Origin of the sequence: Serratia sp. JSRIV006 (assembly GCF_019968685.1) — a bacterium.
GTDB lineage: Bacteria > Pseudomonadota > Gammaproteobacteria > Enterobacterales > Enterobacteriaceae > Chania > Chania fonticola_B.
Genome location: NZ_CP074137.1, coordinates 3,780,127 through 3,796,170 on the forward strand (window position 1 = coordinate 3,780,127; position 16,044 = coordinate 3,796,170).

The 16,044-nt window shown below is 56.6% G+C and carries 13 protein-coding genes; 1 reads left to right on the forward strand and 12 read right to left on the reverse strand.

What is annotated here, in order from left to right; translation table 11 throughout:
* Positions 1-78 precede the first annotated feature (78 nt).
* Entirely contained in the window at positions 79-942 is an 864-nt protein-coding gene (locus KGP16_RS17495; RefSeq protein ID WP_021805984.1) for a DMT family transporter, read from the reverse strand.
* A gap of 247 nt (positions 943-1,189) precedes the next feature.
* Between KGP16_RS17495 and KGP16_RS17500 the strand changes: the two genes are divergently transcribed.
* Positions 1,190-2,062 carry a LysR family transcriptional regulator gene (locus KGP16_RS17500; protein WP_223500060.1) on the forward strand — a complete coding sequence of 291 codons (873 nt, stop codon included), beginning with the start codon at positions 1,190-1,192 and terminating at the stop codon, positions 2,060-2,062.
* 57 nt (positions 2,063-2,119) lie between these two features.
* On the opposite strand, the gene nuoN is transcribed toward KGP16_RS17500, so the two are convergent.
* From nuoN to nuoC, 11 genes are all read right to left on the reverse strand, one after another.
* Positions 2,120-3,577 (reverse strand): NADH-quinone oxidoreductase subunit NuoN, encoded by a 1,458-nt coding sequence (gene nuoN, locus KGP16_RS17505; protein ID WP_021805986.1) that lies wholly within the window; start codon positions 3,575-3,577, stop codon positions 2,120-2,122.
* 6 nt (positions 3,578-3,583) lie between these two features.
* Complete coding sequence (nuoM, locus tag KGP16_RS17510) at positions 3,584-5,113, reverse strand: NADH-quinone oxidoreductase subunit M (RefSeq protein WP_021805987.1); 1,530 nt, start codon at positions 5,111-5,113, stop codon at positions 3,584-3,586.
* 98 nt (positions 5,114-5,211) lie between these two features.
* Positions 5,212-7,059, reverse strand: coding sequence for an NADH-quinone oxidoreductase subunit L (nuoL, locus tag KGP16_RS17515; RefSeq protein WP_024529596.1), 1,848 nt, complete (start codon positions 7,057-7,059; stop codon positions 5,212-5,214).
* Positions 7,056-7,358, reverse strand: a complete 303-nt coding sequence (gene nuoK / locus KGP16_RS17520; RefSeq protein ID WP_021178516.1) for an NADH-quinone oxidoreductase subunit NuoK — start codon at positions 7,356-7,358, stop codon at positions 7,056-7,058. The genes nuoL and nuoK overlap by 4 nt, the downstream gene beginning before the upstream one ends.
* Positions 7,355-7,915, reverse strand: a complete 561-nt coding sequence (nuoJ, locus tag KGP16_RS17525) for an NADH-quinone oxidoreductase subunit J (RefSeq protein WP_021805989.1) — start codon at positions 7,913-7,915, stop codon at positions 7,355-7,357. The genes nuoK and nuoJ overlap by 4 nt, the downstream gene beginning before the upstream one ends.
* A gap of 13 nt (positions 7,916-7,928) precedes the next feature.
* On the reverse strand, positions 7,929-8,471 hold the full coding sequence (gene nuoI, locus KGP16_RS17530) for an NADH-quinone oxidoreductase subunit NuoI (protein WP_021178518.1): 543 nt from the start codon (positions 8,469-8,471) through the stop codon (positions 7,929-7,931).
* A 14-nt stretch (positions 8,472-8,485) separates the two neighbouring features.
* On the reverse strand, positions 8,486-9,463 hold the full coding sequence (nuoH, locus tag KGP16_RS17535; protein WP_021805990.1) for an NADH-quinone oxidoreductase subunit NuoH: 978 nt from the start codon (positions 9,461-9,463) through the stop codon (positions 8,486-8,488).
* Positions 9,460-12,195 carry an NADH-quinone oxidoreductase subunit NuoG gene (gene nuoG, locus KGP16_RS17540; RefSeq protein WP_094981983.1) on the reverse strand — a complete coding sequence of 912 codons (2,736 nt, stop codon included), beginning with the start codon at positions 12,193-12,195 and terminating at the stop codon, positions 9,460-9,462. Before nuoG ends, nuoH begins: the two co-directional genes overlap by 4 nt.
* A gap of 99 nt (positions 12,196-12,294) precedes the next feature.
* Positions 12,295-13,647, reverse strand: a complete 1,353-nt coding sequence (nuoF, locus tag KGP16_RS17545; RefSeq protein ID WP_021805992.1) for an NADH-quinone oxidoreductase subunit NuoF — start codon at positions 13,645-13,647, stop codon at positions 12,295-12,297.
* On the reverse strand, positions 13,644-14,195 hold the full coding sequence (gene nuoE, locus KGP16_RS17550) for an NADH-quinone oxidoreductase subunit NuoE (protein WP_021178523.1): 552 nt from the start codon (positions 14,193-14,195) through the stop codon (positions 13,644-13,646). Before nuoE ends, nuoF begins: the two co-directional genes overlap by 4 nt.
* A gap of 2 nt (positions 14,196-14,197) precedes the next feature.
* The gene (gene nuoC / locus KGP16_RS17555) at positions 14,198-15,994 is read right to left on the reverse strand and encodes an NADH-quinone oxidoreductase subunit C/D (RefSeq protein WP_037375523.1); all 1,797 of its coding nucleotides are present in this window, start codon (positions 15,992-15,994) and stop codon (positions 14,198-14,200) included.
* Positions 15,995-16,044 lie beyond the last annotated feature (50 nt).

The window sequence follows — 16,044 nt, forward strand, 5'->3', positions numbered from 1 at the left end:
AGCGTTCAGAGCAGACCGCCAAAACCACCAACAATGCAGCACTATGATGCATTGTTGCAGGTGGCCAGAGCGGCAAAATCACACCGAAGCCGTGGCTACCTTTTTAGCGGGTGCACGGCGCAAAATGGCCAACGCTCCGGAAAGGATGATCAGCACCATCCCCGCCGCGGCGATAAACGACAGGGTCTGGGCAAAAATCAGGTAGCCGAGCAGCGTGGAGAAAATGATCGTGCTGTAGGAAAGAATGCCGACGGTGACCGCATTGCCGCCGCCATAGGCGCGGGTCATGGTGATCTGCCCCAGGCTGCCGAATACGCCGATAGCGCAGACATACAGCAGGCTGGTGGCATCCAACGCCGCGAATCCGACAATCGAACTCATCACCACGCCGAACAAGGTACCCACCAGAGAGAAGTAGAACACCACACGCAGTTCAGGCTCCCCGGTACGCACCAGTTTGCCGACGTTGAAATAGGCCAGTGCCGTCAGCAATCCAGACAGCAAGCCAATCAAGGTGGCGGTATATTCCCCGTTCGGTACATCTGGACGCAACAGGATCAGGATGCCCACAAAGCCCAGCAGCACCGAGAACAGCAACCTGCCGGTCAGTTGGCCTCTTGCCGTGACGAAGGTGATCACCGATTGGAAAATCGGATTGGTATAGCCCAGCGTGGTTGCGGTAGCGATAGGCAGATGGATCAGCGCATAGAAGCCGCAATACATGGCCGCATTGCCAATCGCGGCGCGCTTCATGTGCAAGCCAAGATGGCGGGTACGAAAACCGATATTTTTGATTTTTATCAGCGCCGCCACGATGGCCACGTTGATCAATGAACGGTAAAAAATAATATCGAAGAAACCGACCTTGGCCGAAGCCAGTTTGATGCAGGCCCCCATCAGCGCGAAGAACACGCTGGCAGCGACCATCCATAAAGCAACCATGATTTCCCCAGAATGCAGCCCTGCCGGGCTGCAGATAATCTCTTACGCGGCGGTTTTCACCGTCGGAAATGTGTTAGCGGCACCGCCCAAGAATACCAGCATTCTTGCGCAAAATGGATTGCCTGCTACAAATAAGCTTGCTCCATAACGTCCCGCAGATGCATTTACTTATCGCTTACCAGATAATAACTCTCTCTGCCGCCGCTGGCGGCCAAAATAGATCGGATGCCACCAAGGACACTGCACAATGAATTGGGATGATGCACGCTTCTTTCTGGCGGTGGCACGCTGCGGTACGTTACGCAAGGCTGCCCATGAACTTCACGTCGATCAAGCTACCGTGGGGCGGCGGATCAGCGCTTTCGAACAGGCGTTGGGTTCAAAACTGTTTATCCGCACGCCAAAATCCTTCTCGCTCAGCCCGCTGGGTGAAGCCATGCTGGCAGAAGTGCTGGCAATGGAAAATGCGGTTCAGGCTATCGCTCGTAAAGCCAGCAGCGGCGATCAAAGCCTGACGGGTGAAGTACGCATCGCTACCACCGATACCTTGGCCGAGGCCTTTGTGATACCGGCACTGAAACGGCTGCGCGAGAAATACCCGCATATCACCATCACGCTACTGACGGCGCTCGATATCTCCGACATCTCCTATCGCGGGGCCGATCTGGCTATTCGTGGTGCTCGCCCTGAATCTGATGAGCTGGTCATCAAACGTCTGGCAACTATTGAGATGGGGTTATATGCCACGCAGGGCTACCTGGATCAACACGGAACGCCGAGTAAAGGCGACCATCTGCGCGGCCACGATTTGCTGATGTTCCCGCGCGAGCTGGTACCACGCCACTGGGACAACTTCGGTGGAGAGCTGTTGAACGAGCCAAACGTGGTGCTGCAATGCAACTCACAGCTGTTACTGCGTTCGGCAACGCGCAACGGGTTGGGCATCGGCCTGCTTTCTTGCTTCCTGGCCGATAGCGATCCCGATCTGGTGCGTATCCTCCCAGAGAATCAGGACTGGGTCGATATCTGGCTGGTGTTACATCCGGATCTGCAACACACGGCAAGAATACGCGCGGTGGTGCAAGAGCTGGAAATCTCGTTTAACGGCGGCGCACTCTAGTCCACAAAAAAACAAGGGCCGCCATTTGGCGACCCTTGTTGTCTAGCTCGAGATCAATCAGAACATCGGCTGTGCCATCTGCACCAGCGTAATCAGCGGCTGCGGGTAGATACCCAGCAACAGCACCAACGCGGCAGAGATCAGCACCACCACACCACCGGCGGTCAACGCCCAGTTGTTTGGCGTATCGCGAACCAGCGTTTCCGGCGCGCTGAGGAACAGGCTGACGGTCACACGCAGGTAGTAGTACAAACCGATCGCACTACCCAGCACCACGGCACCGGTCAACCACCACAGGTGAGCACTAACGCCCATCGCAATCACGAAGAACTTACCGATAAAGCCCAGCGTCATCGGGATACCCGCCAGGGACAGCATCATCACCGTCATAACCGCTGACAGGATTGGCTTGTGCCAGAACAGTCCGCGATAGGAGAACAGCGAGTCGGCATCCGGGCCACGGTACGGGCTGGACATCAGGCTAACCACACCGAAGGCACCCAGGCTGCTGAACAGGTAACCGGCCAGATACACCCCGGCGGTTTCCAGCGACAGCTGGTGGGTTTGCACCGCAACCAGCGCTACCAGCAGATAACCCAGGTGAGCGATCGAGGAGTAACCCAGCAGTCGCTTGATGTTGGTCTGGCTGATCGCCATCAGGTTACCGAACAGGATCGAGCAGACGGCGATGATCGACAACACCATCCGCAACGCTTCGTTGTCGGCAGCCGGTGCGTACAGGAACAGACGCATCACGACGGCGAAGATCGCAATCTTGCTGGCGGTAGCCAGGAAAGTTGAAACCGGCGCAGGCGCCCCTTGATACACATCCGGCGTCCACAGCTGGAAAGGGACCAGGGAGAGTTTGAAGCCCAGACCGACGATCATCATGCCCATGCCTGCCAGGATCAGCGGCTGATGCATCATGTTCTCCTGCATGCTCTTGCCCAGGCCTGCCAGTGACAGGTCACCGGATTCGGCATACAGCAGTGCCATACCGAACAGCAGGAAGCTGGAGGCCGCCGCAGACAGCACCATGTACTTGATGGCCGCTTCCAGCGAACGCTTCTGGCGATAGGCATACCCTATCAGACCAAACAGCGGCAGCGAGATCAGCTCAATCCCCAGGAACAGTGAAGCCAGGTGGTTGGCGCTCGCCAGCAGAATGCCACCCATGGTAGCAATCAGCACCAGCAGGTAGAACTCTTCGCGGTTATCCGGGTAACCCACCAGCCATGGATAGGCAAAGGTACAGGTTGCCAGACTCGCCAGCACCACCAGCCCGGTGTAGAACATCGAGTAACCGTCAACCCGCACCAGCGGGGTGACGTCCATTGGGCCTACCTGGCCAACAAAGTAGAGTGAAAGCAGCGCCAGGTTAAGACCGATCACTGTCAGGGTGGCGTTGATAAAGTGGTCGCGTCGCCACGCAATGCACAGCATCACAACCACCACCGTCAATCCGACGATCAACAGCGGTAACAGTGCGATCAGTTGTTGAGGAGTTATTGTCATGGCGAATTACGGCCTTGTTGTTGAAATTGCTGAAACTGACGGACCAAACCAGTGTTGCACGTTGCTCATCGCCGCACTTGAGGTATCGAGGATTGGCTGAGGATAGACACCCAGCAGCACCAGCAGTACCACCAACAGCAGAATGATAAACAGTTCACGTGCGGTCATGCCCGGCAACGGTTGATCAGATTTCGGGGTGCCGTAGTAGGCACGCTGCATCATGATCAACGAGTAAACCGAAGCAAACACCAGACCGAAGGTAGAAATCACGGTGATCACTGGTACAACCTGGAAGCTGCCGAACAGGATCATGAATTCACCGACGAAGTTACCGGTACCCGGCATCCCCAGAGTTGCCACCGCGAAGAACAGTGACAGCGCAGGAAGGTACTTGATACGTCCCCACAGGCCGCCCATCTGACGCATATCGCGAGTGTGCAGACGTTCGTACAGCTGGCCACAGATGATGAACATACCAGCGGCAGACAAACCGTGGGCGATCATCTGGATAACCGCACCCTGGTAAGCCAGCTGGCTACCGGTGTAGATGGCGATCAGCACGAAGCCCATATGGGAAACGGAGGTGTAGGCAATCAGACGTTTGATATCGGTCTGTGCGAACGCCATCCAGGCACCGTAGAAGATACCAATCACACCCAGCCACATGGCGATAGGGGCAAACTCGGCGGACGCGTTCGGGAACAGCGGCAGGCTGAAACGCAGCAGGCCGTAGGCCGCCGTCTTCAGCAAGATCCCCGCCAGGTCGACAGAACCCGCCGTTGGTGCCTGGCTATGGGCATCCGGCAACCAGCCGTGCAATGGCACCACCGGCATTTTCACCGCGAACGCGATGAAGAAGCCCAGCATCAACAGGTATTCAACGTTGTGCGACATTGGGGTTTTCAGCAGATCTTCGTAGTTGAAGGTCCACACGCCGGTCGCATTGTAGTGCACGAATACCAGGCCCAGGATCGCAATCAGCATCACCAGACCGCTGGCCTGGGTATAGATGAAGAACTTGGTTGCTGCGGTGATACGGGTTTTACCATCCGATGCTTTATGACCCCACAAGGCGATCAGGAAGTACATCGGCACCAGCATCATTTCCCAGAAGAAGAAGAACAGGAACAGGTCGATGGCCAGGAACACGCCAATCACGCCGCCCAGGATCCACAACAGGTTCAGGTGGAAGAAGCCCTGATACTTCTGGATTTCACGCCAGGAACAGAGGATCGCCAGCACGCCCAGGAAACCGGTCAGCACCACCATCAGCAGTGACAGGCCGTCCAGCGCCAGGTGAATGCTGATGCCAAAGCGTGGGATCCACGGCAACATAAACTCAGACTGCCACTGCGGCATGCCCTGCGGTTTTATCAACGAATAGCCCCCCTGCAACCACAGTTGCAGAGAAAGCGCCAACGTCAGCCCCATTGCGATCAACGCTATCCAGCGCGGCGCCTTAGTACCGAAACGCTCGCACTGCCAGCACAGCAGACCGCCGATAAAGGGGATAAGAATTAGCCAAGGTAATAGCATGGCGTTTTGTGTCCCTTATATGAATAATCTAAAAAACTTGTATCGGGCCCTTGTTCGACAAGGGCCGAACCCAAAATGCGTCTGTTTAAATTATTCAGTTAAACCAAAATCAACAGAGCCAGTACCAGCACTGCACCCACACCCATAGACGCGATATACCAGCGGATCTGACCGTTCTCACTCACCGTCAGGCCACGGTTCCCCCAGCGGGAGAACAGCGCAGGCAGGTTCATCAGTGAGTTCAGCGGATCGCTTTGCAGCAGCTTGGCGATGCCCAGGTATGGCTTGACGAACACTTTGTCATACAGCCAGTCGAAGCCCCAGGCATGGAACCACCAGGTCGAGAAGAAACGACCCGGAGCGCTGTTCGCGATGCTGTTGACCAGGCGACGTTGGCCCAGCCACAGCGCAGCTGCCAGCAGGATCCCGACGATAGCGACCACGCCAGAGGCGATCTCCAACGTCAGAACGCTGCCGTGTGCCAGTTCAGTGGTTTCCGGCAGTACACCCTGCAACGGCGGTACAATCATCGCGCCGACAAAGGTGGACAGCACCATCAGAACCAACAGTGGCAGGTGGTGAGTAATACCTTTGCCCGCATGCGCTTTGATTTTCTCTTCGCCGTGGAACACGATGAAGATCATGCGGAAGGTATACAGTGAGGTCATGAATGCACCAATCAGACCGGCAATCATCAGGTTGACGTGGCCGTTCGCCATGGCGCCCGCCAGGATTTCATCCTTACTGAAGAAGCCCGCGGTGACGATAGGCAGAGCAGACAGCGCCGCGCCCCCCACCAGGAAGCATACATATACCAGCGGAATGCTCTTGCGCAGGCCACCCATCTTGAAGATGTTCTGCTCATGATGACAGGCCAGGATCACCGAACCGGAGGACAGGAACAGCAGCGCCTTGAAGAACGCATGAGTCATCAGGTGGAAGATGGCCGCATCCCATGCCTGCACACCCAGCGCCAGGAACATATAGCCAATCTGGCTCATGGTGGAGTAGGCAAGTACGCGTTTGATGTCGGTCTGCACCAGCGCGGCAAAGCCCGCCAGCAGCAGCGTAACGCCACCAACGATACCGACCAGATTCAGCACTTCCGGCGTCATCAGGAACAGGCCGTGCATACGGGCAATCAGGTAGACACCTGCGGTAACCATGGTTGCCGCGTGGATCAATGCAGATACCGGGGTTGGACCCGCCATCGCATCTGCCAGCCAGGTCTGCAACGGCAACTGAGCCGATTTACCGACCGCGCCACCCAGTAACATCAGGGTTGCCCAGGTCAACGCCGTATCGCCAACCGCCAGTTTCTGCGGAGCCAGCACCATCAGTTCACGGATGTTCAGCGTACCCAGCTCGTGGTACAGGATGAACAGCGCAATGGCCAGGAACACGTCGCCCACGCGGGTAACGATGAAGGCTTTCATTGCCGCCGCGCCGTTGGCCGGATCTTTGTAGTAGAAACCGATCAACAGATAGCTGCACAGGCCCACGCCTTCCCAACCCAGGTACATCAGCAGCAGGTTGTCTGCCAGTACCAATACCACCATGCTGGCAATAAACAGGTTGGTGTAAGCGAAGAAGCGGGAGTAGCCCTCTTCCCCACGCATGTACCAGGAAGCATACATGTGGATCAGGAAGCCAACGCCGGTCACTACCGACAGCATGGTCAGGGACAGGCCGTCCAGCACCAGGGTAACGCCGACGTTAAAGTCGCCAACGCTCATCCAGTTCCACAGGCTTTGCTCATACAGCTGCACGCCAGCGGCCTTTTGGCCCAGGAAATCAATCGCCACATACACCGTGACCAGTGCCGCCAGGCCAATCGACCCTACGCCAACGGTCGCCGCGGTGTTTTCAGACCAGCGACCACGGGAAAATGCCAACAGCAGGAACCCGATCAGCGGTAGCAGAATAGTTAAATATAATAGGTTCATCCGCGCATCTCACTGACAGTGTCAATATCCAGGGTATGCCGACGACGGTAGAGCTGTAGCAGCAACGCCAGGCCGATACTGGCCTCGGCTGCCGCCAGGCTGATGGCCAGGATGTACATCACCTGCCCGTCGGTTTGGCCCCAATAGCTACCCGCCACGATAAACGCCAACGCCGCAGCGTTGATCATCACTTCCAGACTGATCAGCATAAACAGCAGGTTACGGCGTAACATCAAGCCAGTCAGCCCCAGGACGAACAGGATCGCCGCCAGGATCAGCCCATGTTGAAGAGGGATCATGCTTGGTCCTCCGATTTTCTTTTCGCCATTTCGCTGCTTGCCGGGGTATTGCTGAACACTTCACCCGGTTTGTGCTCACGACCAATGTGGAAGGCAACGACCAGGCCCGCCAACAGCAGCATTGAAGCCAGCTCAACCGCCAGCACGTAAGGACCAAACAGGCTGATCCCAACCGCTTTAGCATCCACCATTTCACCGGTGATGCCCTGATCGGACACGCTGCGGATCGCCACAATCAGCACCACCAGCAAGATCAGTGACAGCAGACCAGGGCCAATCCAGACGGCAGGCTTCAGCCAGTCGCGCTCTTGCTGCTGCACCGCGTTGCCGAGGTTGAGCATCATGACCACGAACACGAACAGCACCATAATGGCACCGGCGTAGACGATGATTTCCAGAGCACCCGCAAAATAGGCACCCAGTGAGAAAAAGACTGCCGAGATCGCCAGTAAAGAGACGATCAGATACAGCAGCGCATGCACAGGATTGGTATGCGAAATGACGCGAATGGTCGCGATAATCGCAATGAACCCTGCCAGATAAAAGGCAATTTCCATGCTTGCTGGCTCCTTAAGGCAACAGACCTTTGACGTCGATCGGTTTGGCTTCGTTTTCGGCTTCGCCTTTGGCTTTGCCGTCAATCGCCATACCGGCCATCCGGTAGAAGTTATATTCCGGATATTTACCCGGCCCCGAGATCAACAGATCTTCTTTTTCGTACACCAGATCCTGGCGCTTGAACTCACCCATTTCGAAATCCGGCGTCAGCTGGATCGCGGTAGTTGGGCAAGCTTCTTCGCACAGACCGCAGAAAATGCAGCGTGAGAAGTTGATGCGGAAAAATTCCGGATACCAGCGGCCATCTTTCTGCTCTGCTTTTTGCAGGGAGATACAGCCAACCGGACAGGCAACCGCACACAGGTTACAGGCTACGCAGCGCTCTTCTCCGTCCGGATCGCGCGTCAGCACGATGCGGCCACGGTAGCGGGGCGGCAGGTAAACCGGTTCTTCCGGATACATCTGGGTTTCGCGTTTGGCGAAGGCGTGTAGGCCAATCATCCAAAGGCTGCGCACCTGGGTGCCGAAACCAACCACTAACTCTTTCAATGTCATGGTTTATTCACCCCTTATTGAGCGTTGTACAAAATGACCGCGGCGGTTGCCAGCAGGTTCAGCAGCGTCAACGGCAGGCAAATCTTCCAGCCGAATGACATCACCTGGTCATAACGCGGACGCGGCAACGAAGCACGGATCAGAATGAACATCACCATGAAGAAGGCCGTTTTCAGTGCGAACCAGATGAATGGCGGCAGGAATGGACCCTGCCAACCGCCGAAGAACAACGTCACAATCAGGGCGGACACGGTCACGATACCGATGTATTCCCCCACGAAGAACAGACCGAATTTCATACCGGAATATTCAATGTGGTAACCGTCGGCCAGTTCCTGCTCGGCTTCCGGCTGGTCAAATGGGTGGCGGTGACATACCGCCACACCGGCAATCGCAAAGGTAATGAAACCAAAGAATTGCGGAATGACGTTCCAGATGTGCGCCTGTGATTCAACAATCGCCTGCATGTTGAACGAGTCGGCTTGTGCCACCACGCCCAGCACGGACAGGCCGAGGAACACTTCGTAGCTCAGGGTTTGTGCCGAAGCACGCATCGCCCCTAACAGCGAGTATTTGTTGTTACTGGACCAGCCGGCGAACAGCACGGCATACACCGCCAGGCCAGCCATCATCAGGAAGAACAGAATACCGATGTTGAGATCGGCCACCGACCAGGTCGGGCTGACCGGCACGATGGCAAAGGCCAACAGCAGCGAGGTAAAGGCAATCACCGGGGCCAGCGTAAAGATCATGCGGTCGGCGAAGGTCGGAACCCAGTCTTCTTTGAAGAACATTTTGATCATGTCGGCGACCAGCTGCAGCGAACCGCCCCAGCCGACACGGTTTGGCCCGTAACGGTTCTGGAACAGCCCCAGCAGACGGCGTTCGCCGAAGCTCATAAACGCCCCGCAGGTGACCACGACCAACAGGATCACCACCGCTTTCAACACGGCGATCAGGATGTCGATCACCTCAGGTGTCAACCAGCTCATAGTGCCGCCTCCCGCAGATTTTCAACCTTCGCACCCACCAGTACCGGCGGGATCCCTGGCAAGCCGAGCGGCAAACCAACCTGGCCTTGGCTCAGGGTTTCACTCAGGCGTACCGGCAAACGCAGCGTTTGACCTGCACAGCTGAACTCGACCCAGGCACCGGCATTGACACCAAGCTGTGCGGCATCGGCAACGTTGATCATCACGTAGGCCTGAGGCATACGCTGCTGGATCACTTCGGAGCGCTGTGACATTTCGTCACTGCCAAACAGGTGGTAATACGGCGCAACACGCCAGCCTTCGGCTTTGAACGCCGTAGGGATAGCGGTGAAGTAACCGAGGTTGCCCTCCCCTGCTTCGATCAGGCGGATACCCGGATCGCCATGGCGCAGTTTGCCACCCACTTCGGCCTGGAACTTGTTCCATGCCTGCGGTGAGTTCCAACCTGGTGCCCAGGCAAATGGGATCTGCTGACGGTCAGCCAGCGGGCTGTTGTTCCCTTCCATCGAGAAGGCGAACATGGTGTCTTTATCTTGCGGCTGACGCGGTTCATGCACGCTGATATCGGCACGCATCGCGGTACGGCCACTGTAGCGGTGCGGTGAACGGGCCAGTTTCTGACCACGGATACGGAAGGTCGCATCTGGGGCAGCTTCGACAATACCTTGCAACTGCGGCAATGCGCTCACGCAGGCGGCAATCACGTCATCGAGCTGGGTCCAGTCAACCTGGCGGCTGGTGTAGGTGGAATGCAGCGAGTGCATCCAACGCCAGCTTTCCAACATCACGCTGTAGATATTTTTCTTGGCATCATCGTAATAAGCCGGGTCGTAGACCTGGAAGAAGCGCTGTGCGCGGCCTTCCTGGCTGACCAAGGTCCCATCGCTCTCTGCAAAACTGGCCGCAGACAGGATCAGGTTGGCTTTGTCCATGATGGCGGTGCGCTGGTGATCGGCAACGATCAGGTTACTGATCTTGGCCAATGCGGCATCCACTTTGGCCGCAGGGGCGTGACGATAGAGATCGTTTTCCATCACGATGGCGGTATCAGCGGCACCACTTTCCAACTGCACCAGTGCCTCGTCCAGCGAGCCACCACCAATCATCGCCAAGCCCATGCTGTTGGCAGCGGCGGCAACGAAGGTGATGCCGACATTGGCACCGCGACCTTTCAACGCCTTGGCAATGTTGGCCGCAGCTTCAATGATCGCTGTGCTACCCGCATTGCTGCCGGTGATGATCAAGGGTTTCTGCGCACCGGCCAGGGCCTGCACGATCACATCGATTTTCTTGTTCAGATCTTCGGCCAGATCGGTCACCGCCGGCGCGGACTCATCCAGCGCGTGGGCAATGGCGAAGCCTAAACGGGCTTGCTCATCCACCGGCGCACGGTAGTTCCAGGCGGCGATGTCGTCCAGACGGGTGTTATCAACGTTAGTGACGAACAGCGGGTGTTTGGCGTGCTGCCCGATGGTTTGCACCGCCGCGATCTGCCAATCGGCAACGCGGTGTGCCGCAGCCATCGCGCGGGCTTTCCCTTTCACCGCCTGACGTACCGACAGCGCGATACGAGCGCCGGTCTGGGTCAAATCTTCACCCAGTACCAACACCGCGTCGTAGCTTTCGATTTCACGCAGGTTAGGCGTATAAACGCCGCTGTTTTTCAACACGTTGAGCATCAGGTCCAGGCGCTGTTGTTCAGCCTGATTGATGCCGGTATAGAAGTTCTCGGCGCCGACCAGTTCACGCAACGCAAAGTTGCTTTCCAGGCTGGCACGCGGTGAACCGATACCGATAGTTTTATTGGCCTGACGCAGAATATCTGCCGCGCCCTGCATCGCCTGCTCGGCGTTCAGGGTGATCCAGTCGTTGCCACGCAGTTGCTGCGGCTGACGAGGGCGATCTTTCTGGTTCACATAGCCATAACCAAAGCGGCCGCGGTCACACAGGAAATAGTGGTTCACGCTGCCGTTGTAACGGTTTTCGATACGGCGCAGTTCGCCATAGCGCTCACCTGGGCTGGTGTTACAGCCGATGCTGCACTGCTGGCAGATGCTCGGGGCAAACTGCATGTCCCACTTACGGTTGTAACGCTCGGAGTGGGTTTTGTCGGTGAATACGCCGGTTGGGCACACTTCTACCAGGTTACCGGAGAACTCGCTTTCCAGCGTGCCGCTTTCCGGACGACCGAAATAGACGTTGTCATGCGCGCCGTAGACACCAAAATCGGTGCCATCCGCGTAGTCTTTGTAGTAACGCACACAACGGTAACAGGCGATGCAGCGGTTCATCTCGTGCGAGATAAATGGCCCCAGTTCCTGATTGTTGTGGGTGCGCTTACTGAAGCGATATTTACGGAAGCTGTGGCCGGTCATTACTGTCATATCTTGCAGGTGACAGTTACCGCCCTCTTCACATACCGGACAGTCGTGCGGGTGGTTGGTCATCAACCACTCGACCACGCTTTCACGGAACTGTTTGGCTTCTGCGTCATCGATGGAAATAAAGGTTCCATCGGATGCCGGTGTCATACAGGACATCACCAAACGGCCACGCGTATCGTCCGCGTTTTGGTATTGCTTTACCGCACATTGGCGGCAAGCGCCGACGCTTCCAAGCGCCGGATGCCAGCAAAAGTAAGGAATATCGAGGCCGAGGGAGAGACACGCCTGCAACAGGTTGTCGGCTCCATCTACGTCGTATTCTTTGCCGTCTACATGAATCGTAGCCATAGTCAGCATGCTTCCAAGTGGCCTGCCCATAAGGCAGGCGTTAATCAAAAATTCTGGCCGTGTTTCGGGGCGCGCTCACCGCACCCAGGCAAAGCAGGATTACCAGCGTTGCTTCAACAAGTTGTTTGGCTGAATGCCGCCAACCGCCTGGAGATTGCCCAGGTACTGTGGGGAAATCCCGGCTTCAAACTCTTCACGGAAATATTTAATCGCGCTTTGCAGTGGCTCTACGGCACCTGGCGCATGGGCGCAGAAGGTTTTACCTGGGCCAAGGGAGCGGCACAGCTGCTCGAGGGTTTCGATATCCCCCGGCTGGCCTTCGCCTCTTTCCAAAGCACGCAGGATCTTCACGCTCCACGGCAAGCCGTCACGGCACGGTGTACACCAGCCACAGGACTCACGGGCAAAGAACTCTTCCAGGTTACGCACCAGGGGAACCATGCCGATTTCGTGATCCACCGCCATCGCCAGCGCCGTACCTAAACGGCTGCCCGCTTTACCGATGCTTTCGAAGTCCATTGGCAGATCCAGGTGATCGGCGGTCAGGAAGTCGGTACCCGCCCCGCCCGGCTGCCAGGCTTTAAATTTCAGGCCATCACGCATGCCACCGGCGTAATCTTCCAGAATTTCACGCGCGGTAGTGCCAAACGGCAGCTCCCAGACGCCTGGGTTTTTCACCCGGCCAGAGAAGCCCATCAGTTTGGTACCAGCGTCGTTACTCTTACCGGCGGAGATCCCTTTGTACCAGTCCACACCATGCTCGAGGATGGCAGGCACGTTACACAAGGTCTCTACGTTGTTCACGCAGGTCGGTTTGCCCCATACGCCCACGGAAGCGGGGAATGGCGGCTTGGAGCGCGGGTTGGCACGGCGGCCTTCCAGCGAGTTGATCAGCGCCGTTTCTTCACCGCAGATGTAGCGGCCAGCGCCGGTGTGGACGAACAGCTCGAAGTCAAAGCCGCTGCCCATGATATTTTTGCCCAGCAGGCCTGCTTCGGTAGCTTCCGCAATCGCACGGCGCAGGTGCACTGCAGCCTCGACGTATTCGCCACGCAGGAAGATGTAACCCCGATAGGCTTTCAGCGCAAATGCCGAAATCAGCATGCCTTCCACCAACAGGTGTGGCAGTTGCTCCATCAGCAGACGGTCTTTATAGGTGCCCGGCTCCATTTCATCGGCGTTACACAGCAGGTAACGGATGTTCATGGATTCGTCTTTCGGCATCAGGCTCCACTTCAAACCGGTGGAGAAACCTGCACCACCACGGCCTTTCAGCCCGGCATCTTTCACCAGGGTGACGATGTCGTCGGCGGCCATGCCTTTCAGCGCTTTTTCCGCGCCCTGGTAACCGTTCTTGCTGCGATATTCATCCAGCCAGACCGGCTGTTGGTCATCGCGCAGGCGCCAGGTCAGCGGATGCATTTCGGCAGTACGTTTGATATCAATCATCATTTATACCGCTCCAACAGTTCGACCGCGTTTTCTGGCGTCAGGTGAGCATGAGTATCTTCATCGATCATCATGTTCGGGCCTTTGTCGCAGTTGCCCAGACAGCAGGTCGGCAGCAGGGTGAAGCGACCGTCGAAGGTAGTCTGGCCCGGCTTGATGTTGAGTTTCTTTTCCAGCGCGGCCTGAATGCCCTGGTAGCCGTTGATGTGACAAACCACGCTGTCACAGTAACGGATCACATGGCGTCCTACTGGCTGGCGGAAAATCTGGCTGTAGAACGTGGCCACGCCTTCTACGTCGCTGGCTGGGATGCCCAGCACTTCAGCGATGGCATAAATCGCCCCATCCGGAACCCAGCCACGCTGCTTCTGCACGATCTTCAGTGCTTCAATGGAGGCGGCGCGTGGATCCTCGTAATGGTGCTTTTCGTGCTCGATCGCATCACGTTCTTCCGCGCTCAGCACAAATGCATCAGCGCCGCTCTGGGGAGCGGCTGCATTGGTGGCCTCAAGCGCATCGTGACTCACGTGAGTGTCTTTAAGATCATGCATAGTTAGCGGTCCACATCTGACATTACAAAATCGATACTACCCAGATAGACGATCAGGTCAGAGACCAGGCTGCCACGGATCACCGCAGGGATTTGCTGCAGGTGAGCATAGCTTGGCGTACGGATCCTGGTGCGATAGCTCATGGTGCTGCCGTCGCTGGTCAGGTAGTAGCTGTTGATCCCTTTCGTGGCTTCAACCATCTGGAATGATTCGTTGGCTGGCATCACCGGGCCCCAGGAAACCTGCAGGAAGTGGGTGATCAGCGTTTCAATATGCTGCAACGTGCGCTCTTTCGGCGGCGGCGTGGTCAGCGGATGATCGGCCTTGAACGGGCCTTCCGGCATATTGTTCAGGCACTGCTCAAGAATGCGCAGGCTCTGGCGCAGCTCTTCCACTTTCAGCATCACGCGGGTATAGCAGTCGCTGTTACCGTCGCCGACCGGCACTTCAAAATCGAAGTTTTCATAGCCGGAGTATGGACGCCATTTACGCACGTCAAACTCAACGCCGGTAGCGCGCAAGCCAGCACCAGTCACACCCCATTCCAACGCTTCTTTGGCGTTGTAAGAAGCCACACCGACAGAACGCCCTTTCAGAACGGAGTTGTGCAGTGCCGCTTTCACATAGGAATCGAGGCGCTTCGGCATCCAGTCCAGGAAGTCACGCAGCAGGCGATCCCAGCCACGCGGTAGGTCGTGCGCCACGCCACCAATGCGGAACCAGGCCGGGTGCATACGGAAGCCGGTAATCGCTTCAACGACATCATAAACTTTCTGACGGTCGGTAAAGGCAAAGAACACCGGGGTCATGGCGCCCACGTCCTGGATAAAGGTACTGATGTACAGCAGGTGGCTGTTGATGCGGAACAGCTCAGACAGCATGACGCGGATGGTGTTGACACGATCCGGCACCACGATCCCGGCCAGTTTTTCCACCGCCAGTACGTAAGGCATTTCGTTTACGCAGCCGCCGAGGTATTCAATACGGTCGGTATACGGGATAAAACTGTGCCAAGACTGGCGCTCGCCCATCTTCTCTGCGCCACGGTGGTGGTAACCCACGTCCGGCACACAGTCAACGATGTCTTCACCGTCCAACTGCAGAATGATACGGAATGCACCGTGTGAAGAAGGGTGGTTCGGGCCGAGGTTAAGGAACATGAAGTCCTCATTCTCGGTGCCGCGCTTCATGCCCCACTCTTCCGGCTTGAACTTCAGCGACTCCATCTCCAGATCTTCTTTTTGTTTGGTCAACACAAAAGGATCGAATTCGGTGGCGCGCGCCGGGTAGTCTTTACGCAGTGGATGACCTTCCCAACTCTGCGGCATCATGATGCGCGTCAGGTGCGGGTGGCCGTCGAAGGTAATACCGAACATTTCCCAGGTTTCGCGCTCATACCAGTTGGCATTCGGGAAAATCTTGGTTGCTGTGGGCACGTGCAGGTCTTTTTCAGACAGCGCCACTTTCAGCATGATGTCACGGTTACGTTCGACAGAAATCAGATGGTAGAAAACAGAGAAGTCCGCGGCAGGCAAGCCTTCACGGTGGGTACGAAGACGCTCGTCCATGCCATGCAGGTCGAACAGCATGACGTACGGCTTCGGTTGTTTTCTCAAAAACGTCATAACTTCCAGCAACTGCTCAACTTTAACCCATACCACGGGCATTCCGGTACGGGTGGGCTGAACAGTAAAGGCTTCCGGCCCAAAACGGTTGCGCAGTTCGCCGATCACCGGATCATCGAGATGATCGCGGGTATGCCATGCAGGCAGAGCTTCGTGCGTCGTTAAATCTGTCATAATTTTTTTCACCACACTAAAGGGTTATTTCGCCGCAAGTTCAACTTTTC